Consider the following 22,311-nt stretch of genomic DNA (forward strand, 5'->3'; position numbering starts at 1 on the left):
GGGGCGCTCGTGGGGGGGGGGGCGCCGCCCGCCCCCGCCGGGGGCCGCCCCCCCCCGCCTCTCCGCCGTGCAAGGGATCTCCGGCCCCGGGCCGGGTGAGCGGGGCCGCGCCCCGGTGGCGGCCGGACGGGCTCCGGGTCAGTCCTTGTCCCCGTCCTTGTCCCCGTCTCTATCCCCGTTCCTGTCCTTGCCCTTGCCCTTGCCCTTGCTCTCGTCCTCGTCCTTGGCGGAGTCCTCCGGGCCCTGTGCTTCCCTGGGGTCGGGCTCGGTCGGCCGCTCCGCCGTGGCGTGGCCGACGGCCGGCTTCTCACCGGTCGGGCCGAGGTTCTCCCGGCGGCGGAGATAGCGCTCGAACTCCCGCGCGATCGCGTCGCCGGACGCCTCCGGCAGCTCCGCGGTGTCCTGCGCCTCCTCCAACTGCTGGACGTACTCGGCGACCTCGCTGTCCTCGGCGGCCAGCTGGTCCACCCCGAGCTGCCAGGCGCGGGCGTCCTCGCTCAGCTCGCCCGGCGGGATCCGCAGGTCGAGCAGGTCCTCCAGCTTGTTGATCAGCGCCAGCGTGGCCTTCGGGTTGGGGGGTTGGGCGACGTAGTGCGGCACCGCCGCCCACAGCGTCACCGCCGGGACGCCCGCGTGCGCGCAGGCCTCCTGGAGCACGCCGACGATGCCGGTCGGCCCCTCGTAGCGGCTCTCCTCCAGGTCGAGCCGGCGGGCGAGCGCGGCGTCCGAGGTGACGCCGCTGACCGGCACCGGACGGCTGTGCGGGGTGTCCCCGAGCAGTGCACCGAGGATCACCACCAGCTCGACGCCCAACTCATGGGCGAATCCGAGCAGTTCGTTGCAGTACGAGCGCCAGCGCATGCTCGGCTCGATACCCCGGACCAGTACCAGGTCCCGGGTGGTGGGCTCGGTGACCCGGACCACCGAGAGGCGGGTGGTCGGCCAGGTGATCCGGCGCACCCCGCCGTCCAGCCACACGGTGGGCCGGTTGACCTGGAAGTCGTAGTAGTCCTCGGCGTCCAGCGCGGCGAACACCTTGCCGCCCCAGGTCTCGTCCAGGTGCCCGACCGCCGCCGAGGCGGCGTCGCCCGCGTCGTTCCAGCCCTCGAACGCGCACACCATCACCGGGTCGATCAACTCGGGAACATCTTCCAGCTCGATCACCCAGTGTCTCCCTCCGGTCGGTCAGCGACCTGCTCCGACGTTGCCAGTACGGCCTGTCCGCGTTCGGGAGCCGGCCGGCTGCCGACTGCTGAACCTTCTCCGCATGGAACTGCCCGTTCCATGGTCCCTACCTGCCCAGCCTACGGGCTTTGATGCCTGCCCTGTTACGGCAGGGGCGGGTCCGCCGGAGCCCGGGCGGAGGTTCAGTTCGTGATCGCCGCCGAGACGGGCGGAAGGTAGCCCTGGGCCTGCCCGACTGCGGTCGGGTGGAAGGACTCCCAGTAGGCGGGCACGACGATCCGGTTGATCCACTCCTGGCCGCCGCCCGCGCACACACCGTGACCGGCGAAGGTGCCGCGCACGTCGGCGAACTTGAATCCCTGCCTGGTGGCCTGAGTCTGGATCAGCTCGTCCAGCCGGTCCGTCAGGGCGTTGAAGCGGTCGCGGCGGGCCGGGGTGCCGACCGTGCACAGGGCGGTGCCGTGCTCCAGCAGCCGGGGGTAGTCGACGACCACCACCTTCGCGTGCGGTGCGGCGTCGGCGATCGCGTGGTAGGTCAGCGCCAGACTGCCGGGAAGCTCGTCGCGCAGCCTCCGCTCGGACTCGGCCAACGCCGCGTCGCAGACGGGCTCGACGGTGAGGGGCTGCAGGCAGGCGGCGGCCGCCTTGGCGAAGTCCAGGTCGTTGCCGCCGACGGTGATGGTCGCCAGCGTGGTGTCGGTGCCGACCCTGGGCAGCTGGTCGCGCAGCACCTCGTCGGTCCTCGCCCCGCTGCACGCCAGGAAGTCGGATCTGCCCACCGGGTGGCCGGCCGCCCAGAGCGGTCCGTAGGCGAGGCGGCTGCGATGGCAGTCCCCGCCGGCGGGGTCGTAGGAGCCGGCGCCGACCCCGGAGGAGAACGAGTCCCCGAGCGCGACGTAGCCGGTCTCCGCCCGGACGGCGGGTGCTGCACCGGCGGATGTCGCCCTGGCGGGTGTCGCGCCCAGTGCGAGCGGCAGGACGGCGGCGGCGACGGCGACGGTGGCGCGGAGGCGGCAGTGCATGGGTTTCTCCCGGGCGTTCGGCGCGCACGGAATGTGACGCGCTGAATGCGGATGGTAGTTGCCTGTGCGCGCGGCGCGGCGGAGGCCGCGCACCACTCCCGCGGGCCCGTTCGGGCGGCGATCAGGAGCCGGACCAGCCGCGCCGGTACGCGGCCCAGTCCCCGGGCCCGGCGGAGAAGTCGGCGTACAGCGCGAGGCCGAAGGTCCGGCGCTCGCTGCGGCCCAGCGCCAGCCGGGCGCCCCGGACCGCGGCGGCCACCGTCTCCGCCGACCCCCGGTGCCCGGGGGTGTCCTCCCAGTACGCGGGCAGGCCCATCAGCAGATCGACACCGGGCGGGGTGGCCTCCAGCGCCAGGGAGGTCTGCTGGGCGACGTAGCCGCCGTAGAGCGACTCCAGCGGCATACCGGTGTCGTACGACATCACCGCGATCTGCTCCACCCGCCGGGCCACCTGCGCGAAGTACGCCTGCGACCACCACTTGCCGTGGTCGGCGACCGCGATGCCCACCGAGTGCAGTCCCGGCAGCGGGTCGATCTGCGGTGCGGCGACCGAGAGCGGCACGCCGCGCCCGGCGGTCACCGTGTGCACCTGGTCCAGCAGGGTGAGGAAGCCGGCCGAGCCGGAACGGACCGGCTCCAAGTCGAAGTGCACCCCGTCGAAGCCGACGTCCAGTACCTGCCGGGTGGCGGCGGTGACCCGGTCACGGGTGGCGGGCTGCTCCAGGTGCAACCCGTCCTTCTCGGGGGCCACCAGGTTCCCGAGCCACGCCTGCACCCGCAGGCCGGGCATCGTGCGGTGCACGTCCGCCACGAACCGCGCCGCCTGCGGGTACCTGGCCGGGTCGAGCGAGCCGTCGTCGGCCAGCGGACCGGTGTGCACGTACAGGTCGCGGATGCCGGTACCGGCGAGCTGCCGGGCCAGTGCGGCGAGATCGGCGTCCCCCTTCCGGCCGTCCACCCAGGCGTGGCCGAGCCAGACCGCGTCGCGCCCCCTGGTGCGGGCCTCGGCCGCCGGGTCCCCCGTGTACCGCAGACGCAGCGCGGCGGCCGCCGAGGCCACCGGCAGCAGCAGTACGGCCAGTGCCAGCAGGCCGGCCGCCAGCGCCCGGCGGCGCCGCGACCAGCCGTGCCACCTGCGTCGCCACGCGCCTCGACGCGTCCTGGTGATGTCCATCGATCCGCCCCCTCGGACCAATAGGACGCTCACCATGCGGAATGGGTTCACCGGCCGGGCACCTCTTTGGATACGCTGACGGCGTGCGTCCCCATACACCGGAGGGGACGCATAGCCGACAGCCGTCGCACCCAGGGAGCAGCCCCATGGCCACAGCCGTACCCTCGTCCGCCCAGGCAGCGTCCGTTCAGCAGGACCGCGCCAACGCCTTGCGTGAAGCCCTTGCCACTCGTGTGGTGGTTGCGGATGGGGCGATGGGCACGATGCTTCAGGCGCAGGATCCGTCGTTGGAGGATTTCGAGCAGCTCGAGGGTTGCAACGAGGTCCTGAACGTGACCCGGCCGGACATCGTGCGTTCGGTGCATGACGCGTATTTCGCGGTGGGTGTGGACTGTGTGGAGACCAATACGTTCGGGGCGAATTTCTCGGCGTTGGGTGAGTACGAGATCTCGGGGCGGATCTTCGAGTTGTCGGTGGCGGGTGCGCGGATCGCTCGGGAAGCGGCGGACGCGTTCGCGGCGGGGGACGGGCGTGTTCGGTGGGTGTTGGGGTCGATCGGGCCGGGGACGAAGCTGCCGACGTTGGGGCATGCGCCGTTTGAGGTGTTGCGGGAGGGCTTCGAGCGGAATGCGGCGGGTCTGATCGCGGGTGGTGCGGATGCGCTGCTGGTGGAGACGAGTCAGGATCTGCTGCAGACGAAGGCGGCGGTGCTGGGGTGTCGGCGGGCGTTGGCGGGGGCGGGGCTGGATCTGCCGGTGCTGGTGCAGGTGACGGTGGAGACCACCGGGACGATGCTGCTGGGTTCGGAGATCGGTGCGGCGTTGACGGCGTTGGAGCCGTTGGGTGTGGATTACGTCGGGTTGAACTGTGCGACGGGTCCGGCGGAGATGAGTGAGCATCTTCGGTATCTGGCGAAGAACGCGCGGGTCGGGTTGTCGTGCATGCCGAATGCGGGTCTGCCGGTGTTGGGGCGGGACGGTGCGCATTATCCGTTGTCGCCGGGTGAGTTGGCGGATGCGCACGACACGTTCACGCGGGAGTACGGGCTGTCGTTGGTGGGTGGGTGCTGCGGGACGACGCCGGAGCATCTGCGGGCGGTGGTGGAGCGGGTGCAGGGGCGGCCGGTGGTGGTGCGGGATCCGCGGCCGGAGGCGGGGGCGTCGTCGTTGTACCAGTCGGTGTCGTTCCGGCAGGACACGTCGTATCTGGCGATCGGTGAGCGGACGAACGCGAACGGGTCGAAGCGGTTCCGTGAGGCGATGCTGGCGGGGGACTGGCAGGCGTGTGTGGAGATCGCGCGGGAGCAGATCCGTGATGGTTCGCACATGCTGGATCTGTGTGTCGACTATGTGGGCCGTGACGGTGTTGCGGACATGCGGGAGGTTGCGGGGCGGCTGGCGACGGCGTCGACGTTGCCGATCGTGCTGGATTCCACTGAGCCGGAGGTGCTGCGGGCGGGGCTGGAGGCTCTGGGCGGGCGTGCGGTGCTGAACTCGGTGAACTTCGAGGACGGGGACGGTCCCGGGTCACGGTTCGCGAGGGTTGCGGCGTTGGCGGGTGAGCACGGGGCCGGTCTGATCGCGTTGACGATCGATGAGGAGGGGCAGGCGCGTACCGCGGAGAGGAAGGTCGCGGTCGCGGAGCGGCTGATCGGTGAGCTGACGGGTGGGTACGGGATCGACGAGGGGTCGATTCTGGTGGACTGTCTGGCGTTCACGCTGGGGACGGGGCAGGAGGAGTCGCGTCGGGACGGTGTGGAGACGATCGAGGCGATCCGTGAGCTGAAGCGGCGTCATCCGGGGGTGCAGACGACGCTGGGTCTGTCGAACATCTCGTTCGGTCTGAGTCCGGCGGCGCGGGTGGTGCTGAACTCGGTGTTCCTGAACGAGTGTGTGGAGGCGGGGCTGGATTCGGCGATCGTGCACGCGTCGAAGATCCTGCCGATCGCGCGGATCCCCGAGGAGCAGCGTGAGGTGGCGCTGGATCTGGTGTACGACCGGCGGCGGGAGGGTTATGACCCGTTGCAGCGGTTGCTGGAGTTGTTCGAGGGTGTGTCCTCGGCGTCGGTGCGGGCTTCGAAGGCGCAGGAGCTGGCGGCGTTGCCGTTGGAGGAGCGTCTGCGGCAGCGGATCGTGGATGGTGAGCGGGCGGGTCTTGAGGCGGATCTGGACGAGGCGCTGACGGTCCGTCCGGCGTTGGAGATCATCAACGACACGTTGCTGTCGGGGATGAAGGTGGTCGGTGAGCTGTTCGGGTCGGGGCAGATGCAGCTGCCGTTCGTGCTGCAGTCGGCCGAGGTGATGAAGAGCGCGGTGGCCCATCTGGAACCGCACATGGAGAAGTCCGACTCCGAGGGCAAGGGCACGATCGTGCTGGCCACGGTCAAGGGCGATGTCCACGACATCGGCAAGAACCTGGTCGACATCATTCTGTCCAACAACGGCTACAACGTGGTCAACCTGGGGATCAAGCAGCCCGTCGCCGCGATCCTGGACGCCGCCCGGGAACACAACGCCGACGTGATCGGCATGTCCGGCCTGCTGGTCAAGTCCACCGTGATCATGAAGGAGAACCTCCAGGAGCTCAACCAGCGCGGCATGGCCGCCGACTACCCCGTCATCCTCGGCGGCGCCGCCCTCACCCGCGCCTACGTCGAACAGGACCTCCACGCCATCTACGAAGGCGAGGTCCGCTACGCCCGCGACGCCTTCGAGGGCCTGCGCCTGATGGACGCGCTGATCGCGGTCAAGCGCGGCGTCCCGGGTGCCGCACTGCCCGAGCTGCGCCAGCGGCGGCACGGCCGGGTCGAGGTCGAGGAGCCGGTGGAGGAGAACCTCGGTCAGGTCCGGTCCGATGTGGCGGTGGACAACCGGGTGCCGGTTCCGCCGTTCTGGGGGGACCGGATCGTCAAGGGTGTGCCGTTCGCGGACTACGCGTCCTGGCTGGACGAGGACGCGCTGTTCAAGGGGCAGTGGGGTCTGAAGGCGGCGCGTACCGGTGCCGGTCCGTCGTACGAGGAGCTGGTGGAGACCGAGGGGCGGCCGCGGCTGCGGATGTGGCTGGACCGGCTGCAGACCGAGGGCTGGCTGGAGGCGGCCGTGGTCTACGGCTACTACCCGGCCGCGTCCAAGGGTGACGATCTGATCGTCTACAACGAGGACGGTTCGGAGCGGACCCGGTTCACCTTCCCGCGGCAGCGGCGTGGGCGCAGGCTGTGCCTGGCGGACTTCTTCCGTCCGGAGGAGTCCGGGCACAAGGACGTGGTGGGCCTGCAGGTGGTGACCATGGGCAACCGGATCTCGGAGGCCGCGAACGAGCTGTTCGCCGCGAACGCCTACCGGGACTACCTGGAGCTGCACGGTCTGTCGGTCCAACTCGCGGAGGCGCTGGCCGAGTTCTGGCACGCCCGGGTCCGCTACGAGCTGGGCTTCGGCGACGAGGACCCGCAGGACGTCCGGGACATGTTCGCCCTGAAGTACCGGGGTGCGCGTTTCTCGCTCGGTTACGGGGCCTGCCCGGAGCTGGAGGACCGGGCGAAGATCGCCGAGCTGCTGCGGCCGGAGCGGATCGGGGTGGTGCTCTCGGAGGAGTTCCAGCTCCACCCGGAGCAGTCCACCGACGCGATCGTGATCCACCACCCCGAGGCCAAGTACTTCAACGCACGGTAACCCGGGTGCTGCGTTCCGTTCGCTCCATTTCGGCGAACGGGGCGTATCCTGGATCATCCTGAACGGGCCGGTCCGCTCACCAGCGGGCCGGCCTGTGCCATCTCCAGGTTCCCTGGACGGAAGGACCTCCCGCCATGACCACCATCTCGACCGCCACCACGGGACTCGACCGCACCGACGGCCAGGGCCTCCAGGCGGTGCTGCTGGACATGGACGGGACCTTGGTGGACACCGAGGACTTCTGGTGGCAGGCCGAGTTCTCGCTCTTCGCCGAGCTGGGTCACGAGCTCACCGACGCGGACCGGACCCGGGTGGTCGGCGGTCCGATGAGCCGGGTGATCGACTACCTGCTGGCCCGGACCGGTGTGGACCTGGCCCCGGCCGACCTCACCGTGCTGATCAACCAGCGCTTCATCGACCTGCTGGCAGGCGGCGTCCCGCTGATGCCCGGCGCCGAACGGCTGCTCAACACCCTGAACGCGCACGGCATCCCGGCGGCCCTGGTCTCGGCCTCGCAGCGGCACATCATCGACATCGTGCTGCAGAGTCTGGGCGCCCAGCACTTCGCGTTCTCGGTCGCGGGCGACGAGGTCGCCAGGACCAAGCCGCACCCCGACCCCTACCTGGCCGCCGTCGCCCGGCTCGGCGCCGAGCCGGGCCGCTGCGTGGTGGTCGAGGACGCACCGCTCGGCGTCGAGGCGGGGCTGGCCGCGGGCTGTCCGGTCATCGCGGTGCCCTCGGTCGCGCCGATCGAGCCCGGCCCGGGGCGTACGGTGCTGAGCTCGCTGGAGCAGGTCGACCTGGAACTGCTGCGCTCGGTGGTCGCCGCCCGGGTCTGAGGCCGGGGCCGGGCAACCGATCTGAGCGGCCGTCAGATCACTGGCGGAGTCCGTCCGCCGCGCTCCACGCCCGCCCGTGGTGTGATTTTGGTCTCGTTCCGACGGGGCGTTTCAGTGGTGCATCGTGGGAGAAATCGGGCATTTGCTGACAACTCGTCGGCTGGTGAACACCGACCGGCCGCCCGGTGTTCACCGGGCCCGGCGACGGGCGTAATTCGGACATTGTTCGATGTGGCACGCTACATCTCGACCAGTGTCCCCACGAACAGCTGTCCGAGAAATTCCGCCGCACCGTCGTCGTCGAACGGGTGATCCCGTCGGTGTCCCGGCCGTGCGGTCGTACGTACCCGCAGGCGCCCGCCGCACCCCGGCGCGCCGCGAGGCAGCCACCGGCACCCACGGCCGGACCGCAGGAGAAGGAACGTATCCGCATGACCTCAGCCAAACGACTGGCCGTGCTCGGCTCTGCCGTCGCACTGGTAGCCACCACGGCGGCGGGCTGCGCCTCGGCCACCAAGGCCGTCACCGGCGGCTCCGCGAGCGGCCCGATCACGATGGGCACGGTCAACACCACCACCGTGCTCGACCCGGCCGGTGCGTACGACTCGGGTTCCTGGCTGCTGTTCAACAACGTCTTCCAGTCGCTGCTGAAGTTCCCCGAGGGTGCCACCTCGCCGCAGCCGGACGCGGCGAAGTCCTGCTCCTTCACCGGGTCGGACGCGCTCACCTACGAGTGCACCCTGCGCGACGGGCTGAAGTTCTCCAACGGGCATTCGCTGACCAGCGAGGACGTCGTGTTCTCGGTGCAGCGCATGCTGAAGATCAAGGACGCCAACGGTCCGGCCACGCTGCTCTCCACCATCAAGTCGGTGGAGGCCAAGGGCGACACGGGTGTGGTCTTCCACCTGAAGACCCCGGACGCGGTGCTCCCGGCCAAGCTGGCCTCGGCCGCCGGCTCCATCGTGGACCACCAGGTCTTCCCCGCCGACCAGTTGCTGCCGAACGACAAGGTCGTCGGCTCGGGGCCGTACAAGATCGACTCGATCGAGGACATGGCGGGCAACGACAGCCACGCCCTGGGCAAGGTCACCCTCTCCGCCAACAGCCAGTTCGGCGGCGACGCCAAGCTGCAGAACAACAAGTTCGCGGTGCGCTTCTACGAGAAGGCCGAGGACATCAAGACGGCCCTGGACAAGGGCGACCTCGACCTGGTCGACAACAACAGCCTCGACCCGACCGTGGCCGCCAAGCTCCAGAGCGACCAGCTGGCGGGCAAGAGCGACTACAAGGTGGCCGAGGGCGACAGCGGCGAGAGCCGGTTCCTGGCCTTCAACACCAAGGACTCCACGGTCAGCAACCGGGCCGTGCGGCAGGCGGTGGCCCAGCTGGTGGACCGCAAGGCGCTCGCCGGCAACGTGTACGCGCAGACCGTCCAGCCGCTCTACTCGCTCGTCCCGGCCGGTATCACCGGGCACAGCACCGCCTTCTTCGACAAGTACCGCGACCCGGACGTCACCAAGGCGAAGAAGTACCTCACCGACGGCAAGGTCCAGACCCCGGTTCCGATCAAGCTGAACATCGCCTCGTCCCGCAGCCGCGCCGGCGACCGCGAGATCAACGAGATCAAGAGGGAGCTGGAGGACGGCGGCCTGTTCCAGGTGACCCTCCAGCAGGAGAACGACTTCAAGAAGTACCAGGAGGGCTGGAGCGCCGGCGCCTACCAGGCCTACCTGGTGAGCTGGACCCCCGACTACCCGGACCCGGACGACTTCGTCAGCCCGCTGCTGATCGACGGCGGCGTCTTCCACACCGGCTGGGACGACCCGAAGATCTCGCAGCAGCTGGCGCCGGACAGCATCAAGCAGACCGACCGCACGGCGGGCGGCAACTACGCGCAGATCCAGAACATGGTCGCGGACTCGGCGCCGCTGATCCCGCTGTTCCAGAGCAAGTCGTTCTACGTCTCGCGCAACAACATCACCGGCGTGGAGAACACCGTGGACACCACCGGCGTCTTCCGCTTCTGGGACATCGGCCGCCTCAAGAAGTGAGCCGACCGGTACGACGAAGGACGGCCCGCTCCCTGCTCGGGGGCGGGCCGTCCTTCGTCGTACCGGGGCCGCGGGTCAGAGCGCGCCGGGCCGCACCAGACCGCTCTCGTACGCGTACACCGCCGCCTGGACCCGGTCGCGCAGCTGGAGCTTGGTCAGCACGTGGCCGACATGGGTCTTCACGGTGGTCTCGCTGACGAACAGCTCGCCGGCGATCTCGGCGTTGGACAGCCCCCGGGCGACCAGCTTGAGCACCTCCACCTCGCGCTCGGTCAGCGCGGTCAGCGCCTGCGGCGGCGTCTCGTCGCCGGACGGCAGCTTGGTGGCGTACATGTCCAGCAGGCGGCGGGTGATGCTCGGGGCCAGCATCGCGGCGCCGTCCGCGACCACCCGGATCGCCTGCACCAGCTCCTCGGCCGGGACGTCCTTCAGCAGGAAGCCGCTGGCGCCCGCGCGCAGCGCCTCCACCACGTACTCGTCCAGGTCGAAGGTGGTCAGCACCAGCACCTTGACCGGGCCGTCCCGGCCGGGGCCGGCGATCCGGCGGGTGGCCTCCACGCCGTCCATCCGGGGCATCCGGATGTCCATCAGCACCACGTCGGGCTGGAGCGCCCTCACCTGCTCCAGCGCCTGCTGACCGTCCCCTGCCTCGCCGACCACCACCAGGTCGGACTCGGCCTCCAGAATCATCCGGAAACCGGTGCGCAGCAGTGGCTGGTCGTCCACCAGCAGCACTCGGATCGTCACCTACGACTCCTTGTTGCTTTCGTCGCCCTTGGGCTCGTCTGGTCGTGCCGGTCCTGCGAGGTCGGTGGGGCCGTCGGGGCCCGCCTGGACCGGCAGTGGGTACGGCGGGGGAGTGCCGCCGAACTCCGGGCAGCTTGCCTGATGGTCGCACCAGTCGCACAGCCGGTTTCGGGTGGCCGGGAAGCGGCCGGTCGCCACCGCGTCGGAGATCGCCTCCCAGAGCGCCTCCAACTTCCGCTCCACCGCCAGCAGATCGGCCTCGTCCGGGTCGTACGTGACCACGTCGCCGCCGCCGCCCAGGTACACCAGCTGGAGCCGCCTGGGGATGACGCCCTTCCAGCGCCACACCACCAGGGCGTAGAACTTCATCTGGAACATGGCCTTGCCCTCGAAGTCCCGGGAGGGCGCCCGGCCGGTCTTGTAGTCCACCAGCCGGACCTCGCCGGTCGGCGCCACGTCGACCCGGTCGATGTAGCCGCGCAGCAGCAGCCCGGAGCCCAGCACCGTCTCCACGTACAGCTCGCGCTCCGCGGGGTGCAGCCGGGTCGGGTCCTCCAGCCGGAACCACTGCCCCAGCAGCTTCTCCGCGTCGCGCAGCCAGCGCGCCACCGCGCTGCCGTCCTCGTCACCGGGGAACAGCTCGGCGAGCTCCGGGCGCTCGGTGAGCAGCCGCTGCCACTGCGGGTGCAGCAGGCTCAGCGCGCGCTCCGGGGTCCGTTCGGCCGGGGGGTGGTCGAAGAGGCGCTCCAGCACCGCGTGCACCACCGTGCCGCGGGTCGCGGCCGGGCTCGGCGGCTCGGGCAGCCGGTCGATCACCCGCAGCCGGTAGAGCAGCGGGCAGGTCATGAAATCGCCCGCCCGGGACGGGGACAGCCCCGTCGGCGCCGCTGCCTGCCGGGGCACGGCGGGCGCGGTGGTCTGAGCGCTGTCGGTCTGGTGCATGCCCCCGACCCTATTGCCCCCGGCTCACCTATCGCTGCCAGGTCGCTGCCACGAGCGGGCCGGGGCGCGGCGCGGGGCCGGTGCCCGGCACGCGGGAGGGGCCCGTGCGGGCCGTCTGCCGCGGGCACGGCGCGGGTATGAGGTCGGTAGCGAGGGGCGCACGGGGATTTCCGGCGGAGATCACGTAGCGTGGGCGCACAGTGGGGGGACGTACGGGACCTATCGAAGGGGCCACGGTGAGTGACACCAGGGGGCAGCAGACCTCCGCGCAACCGCCGACCGACGGGAGCGGCAAGCCCGGCGGACCCGAGCGGCCCGGCGGCATCCTGATGGGACGCCCGTTCGGCGTGCCGATCTACGTCACACCGTCCTGGTTCGTCGTCGCCGCGCTGATCACCTGGATCTTCGGCGGCCAGCTCTCCGCCGTCCTGCCCGAGCTCGGCGGCACCCGCTACCTGGTGTCGCTGTCCTTCGCGATCGCCTTCTACGGCTCGGTGCTGGTGCACGAGCTGGCGCACACCCTGGTCGCGCTGCGCTACCGGCTCGGTGTCCGCCGGATCCAGCTCCAGTTCTTCGGCGGCGTCTCGGAGATCGAGAAGGAGGCCGAGAGCCCGGCCCGCGAGTTCTGGCTGGCCTTCGTCGGACCGCTGCTCTCGCTGGTGCTGGGCGGCCTCTTCTACCTGGCCCTGACGGCGGTCGAACCGGCCACCGTGCCCGGCGTGCTGCTGGCGGGGCTGATGGTGAGCAACCTGGTGGTGGCCGCGTTCAACCTGCTGCCAGGACTGCCGCTGGACGGCGGCCGGATGTTGCGCGCCGTGGTCTGGGGCATCACCGGCCGTCCGATGACCGGCACGGTCGCCGCCGCCTGGGTCGGCCGGGCGCTCGCCCTGGTGGTGCTCTTCGGCCTGCCGATGGCCGCCGCCTCGCGCGGGGTGGACCGGACGACGACCGACAGCCTGATCGACGGTGCGCTCTCCGCCGTCCTCGCCGTGATCATCTGGAACGGCGCGAGCGGCGCCGTCCGCAACGCCAGGCTGCGGGAGGCGCTGCCCGACCTGCGGATCGGCGACCTGGCCCGCCGCGCGGTCGAGGTCGCCGCCGACACCCCGCTGGGCGAGGCGCTGCGACGGGCCCGCGAGGCCGAGGCCGGCGCGGTCGTGGTGGTGGACGGCCGGGGTGAGCCCACCGCACTGGTCAAGGAGTCCGCGGTACGGGCCGTGCCGGAGCACCGCCGGCCCTGGGTGGCGGTCGGTCCGCTCGCCCGCACCCTGGAACCCGGCCTGCGCCTGAGCCTGGACCTGAGCGGCGAGGAACTGCTGACCGCGCTGCGGCGCACCCCCGCCAGCGAGTACCTGGTGGTCCGCGCGGACGGCAGTGCGTACGGGGTGCTGGCGCTCTCCGACATCGAGCGCCGTCTCACCGCCGCGGTCGCGGGCCGTCCGGCCGCTCCCTGAGGCCCCGCCCGCGCCCGGCGCGGCCGGCTCCGGAGGGCCGCGGTGATCACGTGGTCGGCGGAGCGTTCCGGTTCCCTTAGGATTGTCCGCATGTCCGAACCGACCGGTGCCACCCGCCGACGCGGGCCCTTCCAGGTCGGGGACCAGGTCCAGCTGACCGACCCCAAGGGCCGCCACTACACGTTCACGCTCCAGGCCGGGAACCAGTTCCACACCCACAAGGGTGCGTTCCCCCACGACGAGCTGATCGGCGCCCCCGAGGGCACTGTCGTGCGCACCACGGGCAACGTCCCGTACCTCGCGCTGCGCCCCCTGCTCCCCGACTACGTCCTGTCCATGCCGCGCGGCGCCGCCGTGATCTACCCCAAGGACGCGGGGCAGATCCTGGCGATGGCCGACATCTTCGCGGGCGCCCGCGTGATCGAGGCCGGCGTAGGGTCCGGTGCGCTCAGCACCTACCTGCTGCGCGCGGTCGGCGACACCGGCCTGCTCGCCTCCTACGAGCGCCGCCAGGACTTCGCGGACATCGCCAAGGGCAATGTCGAGCGATACTTCGGCGGCCCCCACCCGGCCTGGAAGCTCACCGTGGGCGACCTCCAGGACAACCTGGTGGAGACCGAGGTCGACCGGGTCATCCTCGACATGCTCGCCCCCTGGGAGTGCCTGGACGTCGCCTCCAAGGCGCTCGTCCCCGGCGGTCTGATCTGCTGCTACGTGGCCACCACCACCCAGCTGTCGCGGACCGTCGAGGCGCTGCGCGAGCACGGCACCTTCACCGAGCCGCAGTCCTGGGAGACCATGGTCCGCACCTGGCACGTGGAGGGCCTGGCGGTCCGCCCGGACCACCGCATGATCGGTCACACCGGCTTCCTGCTGACCTCGCGCCGGCTCGCGGACGGCGTCGAGCCGCCGCTGCGCCGCCGCCGTCCCGCCAAGGGCGCCTACGGCGAGGACTACGACAGCGGTGCCGCGGAGCCGACCCTGCAGGAGCGTGCCGCCGCCCGCAAGGCCGCCCGCGACACGGCCGAGGCGCCCGACCTCGGCTGACCCCGGAGCACCGGGCGGGCGAAGCGCCCCCGGGGCGCGGGGAACGAGCAGAACGGAAGACCCGGTGCGGTACGCCGCCACCGGCGAGCGCGGGACGCCGCCCACCGAGAGGCCGGGCGGCGTCCCGCACCCGTCGGCCTTCGGCCGAAGGCAGTGGTCGTCCGGTCCGCGCAGTTCCCCGCGCCCCCTTGTCAGTTGTGCGGCCGCCGCCGGTGCGCAGGGCCTCGCGGCGGTGCTCCCCACGTGCAACGGAGTGCGCCGGCATGTGGGACGATGCTGCCTCACACCACCACCGTGGAGGGGACTGCCCGGTGCAGGAAGCAGACGAGACGGTACGCCGGATCCCGGCGAACGACCCCGCCGGCCGGCCCACCCATGCCGGGCCCCGGCACTGGGCGTTGGTCGCTGCGGCCTGTGCCGCCGTCGTGGGCGGCACCCTGGTCGCCGCCCCGGCCCAGGGCCGCCCGACGCCGAGTCCGTCCGGCCGGTCGGCCGAGGCGCTGACGGCGGCTGCGGCGCCGGACCCGGTCAAGGCCCAACTGCCCATGGACTGCGGGCCGTTCCCGGTCAAGGTCGGGCTCAGTTTCGGCGCCAGGCTGGACGGCGTGCCGAGCACGGTGGCCGCCGCCCACTGCGAGGCCCCGGCCGGCACTCCGAGCGACGCGGTCTTCCTGCTCACGGCGGGGCCCGACGGCCGTCCGACGGTCGAGGCGAGTCTGCTCACCGAGGCCGACCGACTCACCGTCACCGCCCTGACGGTGCGCAGCGACGGCACCATAACCGGTCGTGCCCGGGGCTACTCCAGCGCCGCGGTCCCGCGCTTCGCCCCCGACCTCGTCCTCGACCTCAGCTGGACCCGCCACGGCTCCCGGTGGACCCGTACCGAGACGAAGGCCCCCGCGAGCCGGACCTGAGCGCGTCCGGAGGCGGGCCACGCGATCTATGATGTCCCCCGGCCTGGATCGGGGGAGTGACATGGCGCGGGGGATATCCGTCCTGGCCGGGGCTGCCGGTGCGCGGCTCGCGTCGGCGGCGCGGCTGAGCGGGAACCGGCGCAGGGCCTTGCTGGTGTCCTGCGCGGTGTCCTGGCTGGTCTGCTACCCCTTCCTCGGGCCGCTGCTCGCCCTGGTCGTCCTCCTCGTGCCGGGCCTGGCCTTCAGCCGACAGCTCGCCAACCTCGAGTTCCTCCAGCGGAACCGCGCCGCTGTCAGGGACCTGCGATTCTCCTGGTCCTGGCGGGGCGTGGTCGCCCCGGAGAGCCTGCTGCTGGCCGCGCTGCTGGCAGCGGTCACCGCCGCCACCCTCTGTCTGGTCCAACCGTTCCCGGCCGTCTACCGGTTGGGGATCTCGGTCGCCCAAGTCGGCTGCTATCTGGTCGTCGTGGCCGCCTGTGGCCTCTGTTTCGTCCGGAAGGACGGCCGGCCGCACGACGACGAGGCGTCCGGGTCGCGCGTCCTGGAGAGACTCCTGGCACTCGGCGCCCTCGCCGCGGCGGCCGGGCTCGGAGCGTTCGCCTGGGCGCTGCGCCGACTCGTACTGCCGCTGTCGTACGGCGAGTCGGAGCCCGCCGGACGCTGGCAGCCGGTTGCCACGGCGCTCGCGTGGCTGGACGGCCAGGTCCGCGCCAGCCTTGCCGGTCCGTCCTTCGAGCAACCGTACTGGCCACTGCTCCTGGCCGCCGCCGGACTGGCCGCGGGCCTGGCCACGCTGGCCGCCCGGGAGGCGGCGGTGCGCGAGGCGACCCGGATCCCGTTCGCCAACGAGGAACCCGGGACCGGCGGGAAGGTCTTCCTCAGTTACTCACGCCGCGACACCGAGTTCGCCCGGCGCGTCACCGACCGGCTGGAGGGCCACGTCCGGGAGATCTGGGTCGACTGGCAGGCGATCAAGCCGTCCGAGAAGTGGCGCAGGTCGATCGCCGACGGGATCCGCGAGTCGGACGCCATGGTGGTACTGATCAGCCGCAGTTCGCTGGCCTCGCCGTACTGCTGGGACGAGGTCCGTCAGGCGATCGAGGAACGCAAGCGGATCCTGCCCGTGGTGATCGAACCCGAGCTGGCCACGGGCACCACGGCGGCCCTGCGCGCGGCCGGCTGGGACGAGCTGACGGAGTTCCAGCGCCTGGACATGTCACGGCCCGAGCGCTTCGAGGAGGATCTGCGCCGTATCGTCGCCTTCACCGCCCAGGAGCACCGCTGGGTCTCCGGCCACACCAGGCTGGGCCTCCAGGCGCACGAGTGGTGGGAGAGCGGGCGCAGCGACGGCTTCCTGCTGCGCGCGGACGAGCTCCGCGCCGCCGAGTGGCTGCGCGACCACGTTCCCGCGGACCCGTCCTTCCGGGCCGAACTCACCGCGCAGCAGCAGCGGTTCGTCGAGGCCAGCAGGCTCGTCCTGCGGCGGCGCCGGGTCCGGCTGCGTACGGCCGTCACCTCGGTGCTGCTGGTCCTCGCGGGTCTGTCCTCCCTGGTGGTCGTCGTCCAGTCGCAGGCCGAGAGCCAGCGCCGCCAGACCCTCTCCCGCTCGCTCTCCGCCGCGGCGGCCAACCAGTCCGGAGGCCGGATCGACACCTCCTCGCTGCTGGCCGCCGCGGCGTACACGACCTCGGACACGGCCGAGGCCCGGGGGGCGATGGCCGACCGGCTGCTGCGCTTCAACCACGCCGTGAAGGTCCTGCCGGGCACGGGGGACACCGGAGCCCCGGTGCGCGATTTCGCCTTCGGTGCGGACGGCTCGGTGCTCGCGGTGGAGCTGACGAACGGCACGACCCAGATCTGGGAGACGGACGGGTGGCGGCTGCGCGGCACGCTGCGCGGCAGTCTGCCGGTCCAGGGTGAGCGGGGGCTGAGCGCGGACGGCCGACTGGTGGCGCTGCTGGACGGCATCCGGGTCACGGTCACCGACACCACGACGATGCGGCCGACGGCCTCCTTCGAGCTGCTGCTGCCCGGGGTGTCCGGAGGCTGGTTCGGCGGCCTGAGCCCGGACGGGCGGATGCTGGTGGGCGCGCTCGAGTCGGTGGCCCAGATCTGGAGCGTCCCCGAGCAGCGGGAGGTGTCCCAACGCCCCTGTGCGGCAATGTCGTTGAGCCCGTCCGGGAGGTGGATCTGGTGCCAGTGGGAGAACGAGACCTGGCTGCGCGACCTCCAGGCCGCCGATGTGAGCCACGACGTCCAGCTCACGGGCAGCGAGATCATCGAAGGCTGGTCGTCCGCTGACGAACCGGTGGTCGACGTGAAGGGCGGCAGCGCCGAGGTGATCCCGGCCGGCGGCCACGGCCGGCCCTGGACACCCGACCAGGGCTGGACGGTGCAGGCGGTGTCCGAGGACGGACGTCACGTGCTGCTGTACCAGAACGGCAGCGGCCGGACCGCCGTGTGGGACCTGGTGGGACGGACGAAGGCCGGTGATGTCGACGCGGCTCAGCTGGCCCGGGACGGGAAAGCGGTGAGCGGGCCCGACGGCGACGAGCAGCGGGCCGCTCTGATGGACACCGCGCCGACGGACGGCATGATCCTGAGCACCGGAGGCGAAAGGAGCTCGGGTGTGTACTCCGTCCACGACCGCAACTACCGGGACACCGCCTTCACCGCCGACGGCCGCAGGGCCGCCGGCCTGACCGCTTCCCGCGCACTCGCGGTGTGGGACCGGGGCCCGGGCGGCCGTCTGGTGTCCCGGTACCCGGTCGGCGATCTGCGGGCGCCCTTCCTGTTCTCGGCGGTGAGCCCCGACGGGAACACCGTCGCGGTGGCCGACGACGGCGATCTGCGGTTCTTCGACACCCGCAGCGGCCGTACCGTCCGAGCACCGATCCGGCTCGCCGGCAGGGGCGACGCGGTGGCCTACAGTCGTGACGGCTCGCAGCTGGCGGTCGGAGAGCTGGTCGGCACCGGCGAACCCACCGGCACGAGCCAACCGATGGGGGTGGTGGTCGAGGTCTTCGCGCTGCCCGGCGGCGAGCGCAGGGAGCTGCTGACCAGCCCCTCCCACGCCGACCCGCGGGAGGACGTCGCCGGGCGGCTGGCCTTCGCACCGGACGGTCGGCGCCTGTACGTCGGACAGCAGCAGGCGATGGCCGTCTTCGTCTGGGACCTGGCCGCCGCGAAGGTGGTGCAGCGGATCGACACGGGCGGGTCCTACCTGACCGGCATGGCCCTGAGCCCGGACGGCCGGTCGCTGGCCACCACGGAGCAGAACGAGGACCACCCCCTCCGGGTGTGGGACACGGCGACGGGCCGGCAGTCCTGGTCGCAGCCCGGCGCCTCGGGCACGATCACCTACAGCCAGGACGGCCGGATCCTGCTGGCCCCGTCGCCCTCCGACCAGTCCCTGACCCTCTGGGACGCCCGCACCCACCAGAAGATCGGGACCGACCTCGACATCGGCGAGGACATCCGCTCGGCCCAGGTCAGCAGCGCCGCCGGCACTGCGGTCGTCAGCCTCGGAGCCTCCTCCGCCGACCAGACCGTCCAACTCTGGGACCTGCGCAACCACGCCAGGATCGGCTCGTTCCTGCTCCACCTCGGCACCACCGGCCCGACGCCTCGGCTCACCGCCGACGGCACCCGCGCCGTGGCCGTGGCCGACGGTGTCGTCTACTCCGTCCTGGTCGACCCGTCAGCGTGGAAGGACAGTCTCTGCGCCCTGGCCGGCCGGCCGCTGCTGCGCCGCGAATGGGCCACCGCCGCACCCAACCGGCGCTATCTGCCGACCTGTTGACGTCACTGTTCGGCGACTTTCAGCATCCACGCGTCGTTCTGCACCGAGATGATGTCCTCGCACCGCTCGACGAACGCGTCGACCGCCTCGGGAGTCCGTACGGCACCCGTGGACCAACGGGCGTGCAGCCGTTCCAGTTCCACCGCGGTGCGGCTGAACTCCAGCTCCTGGTAGTCGTACTTGGCCGCCGCGCCGTGGGCGGTCACCGCCAGGGTGACGCTCGCGCCCACCGCGACCCAGCTGCCGGCCCAGTCCAGTGCGAACGTCCCGCCGGCCGCTGCGAGCAGTGCGCCCAGCAGGCCGAGCGCCACCTCCGCCCGTCGTACGACCGCCGTGCGGCGGGCCATCAGCCCGGCGCGCGGCAGGTAGTAGCCGTCGATCTGGGCCCGCAGCCGCCGCTCGACGTAGCTCTCGACGTCCGAGACCGCCGGCAGCTCACGCACGCGCGGTACCAGCCCGCCGGTGTGGGACAGCAGGTCGGCGGAGTCCGCCCGCAACTCGGCGATCCGCTCGACCAGGGCACGGTCGCGGTCGTCGCCCCGGTAGGCGCCGACCCCGGCCAGGTAGACGTAGGCCTCGCACTTCAAGGACTCCGACACCGCCCGCAGCCTGGTCCAGTCCCGGACCCGCACCGAGTCGGTGCGCTGCGCGGCGATCGGGGCGGCTCCGGCAGCCGCCGCCGCGGTGAACGCGAGGACCTTGCCGAGAAGTTGGTGCGGGACCATCAGCTGGGCCGCGGCGGCGGCCGTCGCCGCGACCGTGATGCCCAGCGCCAGTACCACGACCCGGGCGCGCCCGATCGATCGTTTCAGGCGGTCAGCCGCCTGTGACCAGACGCTCTGCTGCTCCCACACCGCTGCTATCGACATGCCCCCGCCGCCTCCACCCGTACCGTCGTACCGGCAACAGAGGGTAGGCGACCGGACGGGCCGCCGAAACCGGACTCCGCCTACTCGGCGTCGGGGCCGTAGACCTCGACCCCGTCGGCGGCCCGGCGGACGTGGATGCAGTCGCCGGGGCAGTCCTTGACCGAGTCAACCACGTCCTGAAGCAGCGTCAGCGGCACCGGGACGCTCTCGCCCGGCTGTTGGCGCAGTTCGTCGTCGTCGCCCTTCACGTACGCCAGGCCGTCGATGTCCAGCTCGAAGACCTCGGGCGCGTACTGCACGCAGATGCCGTCGCCGGTGCACAGATCCTGATCGATCCAGACCTCTAGCGCTTCGCCGGTGCCCGACATGTTCCCTGCCGTTTCTGTCCTCGGTCGCCCTTGATGGGGCATTCCTGCCATTCGTACACCGATCCGAGCTCCGTCGAGGGTCACGATCGGGTATTGACCTGACCGACGATACATCTGGTCTGCTTTGGGCGGTGCGCGGTGGGTATCTCCCTAGCAGAGGGGAAGCGTGCAAGGGCGAAGATCGGACACGCCCGTTCCATCTTTCTGATCTAGGGGTTTACGGACCCCTGGGTGCAGGTAGGGTCTGGAAGCGTCCAGCTCCCCCCGGAGGAGGTGAGGACCGTGGCAGCCCACGATGACGAATACAACCGCAGCGCCGGCAGGCCCGCTCGTGGTTCCGACGAGGCCGCTCAGGTCTCGTACCTCGAGCAGGAGATTGCCGTCCTGCGCCGCAAGCTTGCCGACTCGCCGCGCACCTCGAGAATCCTCGAGGAACGCATCGTCGAGCTCCAGACCAATCTGGCCGGAGTAACCGCCCAGAACGAACGGCTTGCCTCCACCCTGCGCGAGGCCCGCGACCAGATCGTGGCCCTCAAGGAGGAAGTGGACCGGCTTGCCCAGCCCCCCGCCGGGTTCGGCACCTTCCTCAGCGCCAACGAGGACGGTACCGCCGACATCTTCACCGGTGGTCGCAAGCTCCGCGTCAACGTCAGCCCCAGCGTCGAGCTCGAAGAGCTGCGTCGCGGCCAGGAAGTGATGCTCAACGAGGCCCTCAACATCGTGGACGCGATGGCCTTCGAGAGCATCGGCGACATCGTCACCCTCAAGGAGGTCCTGGAGGACGGCGAGCGTGCCCTGGTCACCGGTCACACCGACGAGGAGCGGGTGGTCCGGCTCGCCGAACCGCTGCGCGACCTCACGCTCCGCCCCGGCGACGCCCTGCTGCTGGAGCCCCGCTCCGGCTACGTGTACGAGGTCGTCCCCAAGGCGGAGGTCGAGGAGCTCGTCCTCGAGGAGGTGCCGGACATCGACTACCGGCAGATCGGCGGTCTGAGCAACCAGATCGAGCTGATCCGCGACGCGGTCGAGCTGCCCTACCTGCACGCCGACCTGTTCAAGGAGTACGAGCTGCGCCCGCCCAAGGGCGTGCTGCTCTACGGCCCGCCCGGCTGCGGCAAGACGCTCATCGCCAAGGCGGTCGCCAACTCCCTGGCCAAGAAGGTCGCCGAGGTCACCGGCCGTCCGCAGGGCAAGAGTTACTTCCTGAACATCAAGGGCCCGGAGCTGCTCAACAAGTTCGTCGGCGAGACCGAGCGGCAGATCCGCCTGGTCTTCCAGCGGGCCCGGGAGAAGGCGAACGAGGGCACGCCCGTCATCGTCTTCTTCGACGAGATGGAGTCGCTCTTCCGCACCCGCGGGTCCGGCATCAGCTCGGACGTGGAGAACACCATCGTCCCGCAGCTGCTGGCCGAGATCGACGGCGTGGAGGGCCTGGAGAACGTCATCGTGATCGGCGCCTCCAACCGCGAGGACATGATCGACCCGGCGATCCTGCGGCCGGGACGGCTGGACGTGAAGATCAAGATCGAGCGTCCGGACGCCGAGGCGGCCAAGGACATCTTCTCCAAGTACCTCAAGGACTCGCTGCCGTTCCACCCGGACGACCTCAAGGAGCACGACGGCTCCGTCGAGGCGACCGTGGCCGCGATGATCCAGTCGGTCGTCGAGCGGATGTACGGGGAGACCGAGGAGAACCGCTTCCTGGAGGTCACCTACGCGAACGGTGACAAGGAGGTCCTGTACTTCAAGGACTTCAACTCCGGCGCCATGATCCAGAACATCGTGGACCGGGCGAAGAAGATGGCCATCAAGGACTTCCTCGACCACGGCCAGCGCGGACTGCGCGTCTCCCACCTGCTCGCCGCCTGCGTCGACGAGTTCAAGGAGAACGAGGACCTGCCCAACACCACCAACCCGGACGACTGGGCCCGGATCTCCGGGAAGAAGGGCGAGCGGATCGTCTTCATCCGCACCCTGGTCACCGGGAAGCAGGGCGCCGAGTCCGGCCGCTCCATCGACACGGTCGCCAACACGGGGCAGTACCTGTAAGCAGCACCTCTGCACGGGCACCACCCACCGTCCGGCTGCGGCTTCGAAACGGCCGCAGCCGGACGGTTCGTCTCAGGACTAGGCTCGACCCATCCTCGGCGGGGCGTCCGCCGGCGGTGGTGATGTAGGCGGTACGTCAGTGCCAGGCCCGGCCGGGGCAGGGCACCGGGCAAGGAGGGC

General features: G+C 71.3%; 15 protein-coding genes. 8 read left to right on the forward strand and 7 right to left on the reverse strand.

Features of this window, described 5'->3' with window-relative positions:
* Positions 1-138: 138 nt before the first annotated feature.
* The 3 genes from ACFC1R_RS33125 to ACFC1R_RS33135 form a co-directional block, all read right to left on the reverse strand.
* Positions 139-1,164, reverse strand: a complete 1,026-nt coding sequence (locus ACFC1R_RS33125) for a PAC2 family protein (RefSeq protein ID WP_375945046.1) — start codon at positions 1,162-1,164, stop codon at positions 139-141.
* A 203-nt stretch (positions 1,165-1,367) separates the two neighbouring features.
* Positions 1,368-2,207 carry an SGNH/GDSL hydrolase family protein gene (locus ACFC1R_RS33130; protein WP_375945048.1) on the reverse strand — a complete coding sequence of 280 codons (840 nt, stop codon included), beginning with the start codon at positions 2,205-2,207 and terminating at the stop codon, positions 1,368-1,370.
* A 121-nt stretch (positions 2,208-2,328) separates the two neighbouring features.
* The gene (locus ACFC1R_RS33135; protein ID WP_375945050.1) at positions 2,329-3,381 is read right to left on the reverse strand and encodes a hypothetical protein; all 1,053 of its coding nucleotides are present in this window, start codon (positions 3,379-3,381) and stop codon (positions 2,329-2,331) included.
* A gap of 146 nt (positions 3,382-3,527) precedes the next feature.
* Between ACFC1R_RS33135 and metH the strand changes: the two genes are divergently transcribed.
* From metH to ACFC1R_RS33150, 3 genes are all read left to right on the forward strand, one after another.
* On the forward strand, positions 3,528-7,049 hold the full coding sequence (gene metH / locus ACFC1R_RS33140) for a methionine synthase (protein WP_375945052.1): 3,522 nt from the start codon (positions 3,528-3,530) through the stop codon (positions 7,047-7,049).
* A 134-nt stretch (positions 7,050-7,183) separates the two neighbouring features.
* Positions 7,184-7,888, forward strand: coding sequence for an HAD family hydrolase (locus ACFC1R_RS33145; protein WP_375945054.1), 705 nt, complete (start codon positions 7,184-7,186; stop codon positions 7,886-7,888).
* 431 nt (positions 7,889-8,319) lie between these two features.
* Positions 8,320-9,939, forward strand: a complete 1,620-nt coding sequence (locus ACFC1R_RS33150) for an ABC transporter substrate-binding protein (protein ID WP_375945055.1) — start codon at positions 8,320-8,322, stop codon at positions 9,937-9,939.
* A 75-nt stretch (positions 9,940-10,014) separates the two neighbouring features.
* Here ACFC1R_RS33150 and ACFC1R_RS33155 read toward each other — a convergent pair whose 3' ends face one another.
* Both ACFC1R_RS33155 and ACFC1R_RS33160 read right to left on the reverse strand, forming a co-directional pair.
* Positions 10,015-10,686: a response regulator gene (locus tag ACFC1R_RS33155; protein ID WP_375945057.1), complete on the reverse strand. Its 672-nt coding sequence runs from the start codon at positions 10,684-10,686 to the stop codon at positions 10,015-10,017.
* Entirely contained in the window at positions 10,687-11,628 is a 942-nt protein-coding gene (locus ACFC1R_RS33160) for a RecB family exonuclease (RefSeq protein ID WP_375945059.1), read from the reverse strand.
* 236 nt (positions 11,629-11,864) lie between these two features.
* Here ACFC1R_RS33160 and ACFC1R_RS33165 point away from each other — a divergent pair, with 236 nt between their 5' ends.
* From ACFC1R_RS33165 to ACFC1R_RS33180, 4 genes are all read left to right on the forward strand, one after another.
* On the forward strand, positions 11,865-13,082 hold the full coding sequence (locus ACFC1R_RS33165; RefSeq protein ID WP_375945061.1) for a site-2 protease family protein: 1,218 nt from the start codon (positions 11,865-11,867) through the stop codon (positions 13,080-13,082).
* 90 nt (positions 13,083-13,172) lie between these two features.
* Positions 13,173-14,129, forward strand: a complete 957-nt coding sequence (locus tag ACFC1R_RS33170) for a tRNA (adenine-N1)-methyltransferase (protein ID WP_375945063.1) — start codon at positions 13,173-13,175, stop codon at positions 14,127-14,129.
* Positions 14,130-14,440: 311 nt separating this feature from the next.
* Positions 14,441-15,043: a hypothetical protein gene (locus ACFC1R_RS33175; protein ID WP_375945065.1), complete on the forward strand. Its 603-nt coding sequence runs from the start codon at positions 14,441-14,443 to the stop codon at positions 15,041-15,043.
* A gap of 61 nt (positions 15,044-15,104) precedes the next feature.
* Positions 15,105-18,845, forward strand: a complete 3,741-nt coding sequence (locus ACFC1R_RS33180) for a toll/interleukin-1 receptor domain-containing protein (RefSeq protein ID WP_375945067.1) — start codon at positions 15,105-15,107, stop codon at positions 18,843-18,845.
* Between the two features lie 2 nt (positions 18,846-18,847).
* Here ACFC1R_RS33180 and ACFC1R_RS33185 read toward each other — a convergent pair whose 3' ends face one another.
* Together ACFC1R_RS33185 and ACFC1R_RS33190 are read right to left on the reverse strand one after the other, a co-directional pair.
* Entirely contained in the window at positions 18,848-19,714 is an 867-nt protein-coding gene (locus ACFC1R_RS33185; protein ID WP_375945069.1) for a DUF4231 domain-containing protein, read from the reverse strand.
* A gap of 80 nt (positions 19,715-19,794) precedes the next feature.
* Positions 19,795-20,082: a ferredoxin gene (locus ACFC1R_RS33190; RefSeq protein WP_375945071.1), complete on the reverse strand. Its 288-nt coding sequence runs from the start codon at positions 20,080-20,082 to the stop codon at positions 19,795-19,797.
* 282 nt (positions 20,083-20,364) lie between these two features.
* On the opposite strand from ACFC1R_RS33190, the gene arc reads away from it, so the two are divergent.
* Positions 20,365-22,131, forward strand: coding sequence for a proteasome ATPase (arc, locus tag ACFC1R_RS33195; RefSeq protein WP_045304632.1), 1,767 nt, complete (start codon positions 20,365-20,367; stop codon positions 22,129-22,131).
* Positions 22,132-22,311: the final 180 nt, after the last annotated feature.

It is taken from the genome of Kitasatospora sp. NPDC056138 (genome assembly GCF_042264695.1).
Lineage (GTDB): Bacteria > Actinomycetota > Actinomycetes > Streptomycetales > Streptomycetaceae > Kitasatospora.

Coding starts and splice junctions, on each gene's coding strand:
- ACFC1R_RS33130 (WP_375945048.1), bottom strand. CDS start 2,207: ATGCACTGCCGCCTCCGCGCCACCGTCGCCGTCGCCGCCGCCGTCCTG.
- ACFC1R_RS33135 (WP_375945050.1), bottom strand. CDS start 3,381: ATGGACATCACCAGGACGCGTCGAGGCGCGTGGCGACGCAGGTGGCAC.
- metH (WP_375945052.1), top strand. CDS start 3,528: ATGGCCACAGCCGTACCCTCGTCCGCCCAGGCAGCGTCCGTTCAGCAG.
- ACFC1R_RS33145 (WP_375945054.1), top strand. CDS start 7,184: ATGACCACCATCTCGACCGCCACCACGGGACTCGACCGCACCGACGGC.
- ACFC1R_RS33150 (WP_375945055.1), top strand. CDS start 8,320: ATGACCTCAGCCAAACGACTGGCCGTGCTCGGCTCTGCCGTCGCACTG.
- ACFC1R_RS33160 (WP_375945059.1), bottom strand. CDS start 11,628: ATGCACCAGACCGACAGCGCTCAGACCACCGCGCCCGCCGTGCCCCGG.
- ACFC1R_RS33170 (WP_375945063.1), top strand. CDS start 13,173: ATGTCCGAACCGACCGGTGCCACCCGCCGACGCGGGCCCTTCCAGGTC.
- ACFC1R_RS33180 (WP_375945067.1), top strand. CDS start 15,105: ATGGCGCGGGGGATATCCGTCCTGGCCGGGGCTGCCGGTGCGCGGCTC.
- ACFC1R_RS33185 (WP_375945069.1), bottom strand. CDS start 19,714: ATGTCGATAGCAGCGGTGTGGGAGCAGCAGAGCGTCTGGTCACAGGCG.
- ACFC1R_RS33190 (WP_375945071.1), bottom strand. CDS start 20,082: ATGTCGGGCACCGGCGAAGCGCTAGAGGTCTGGATCGATCAGGATCTG.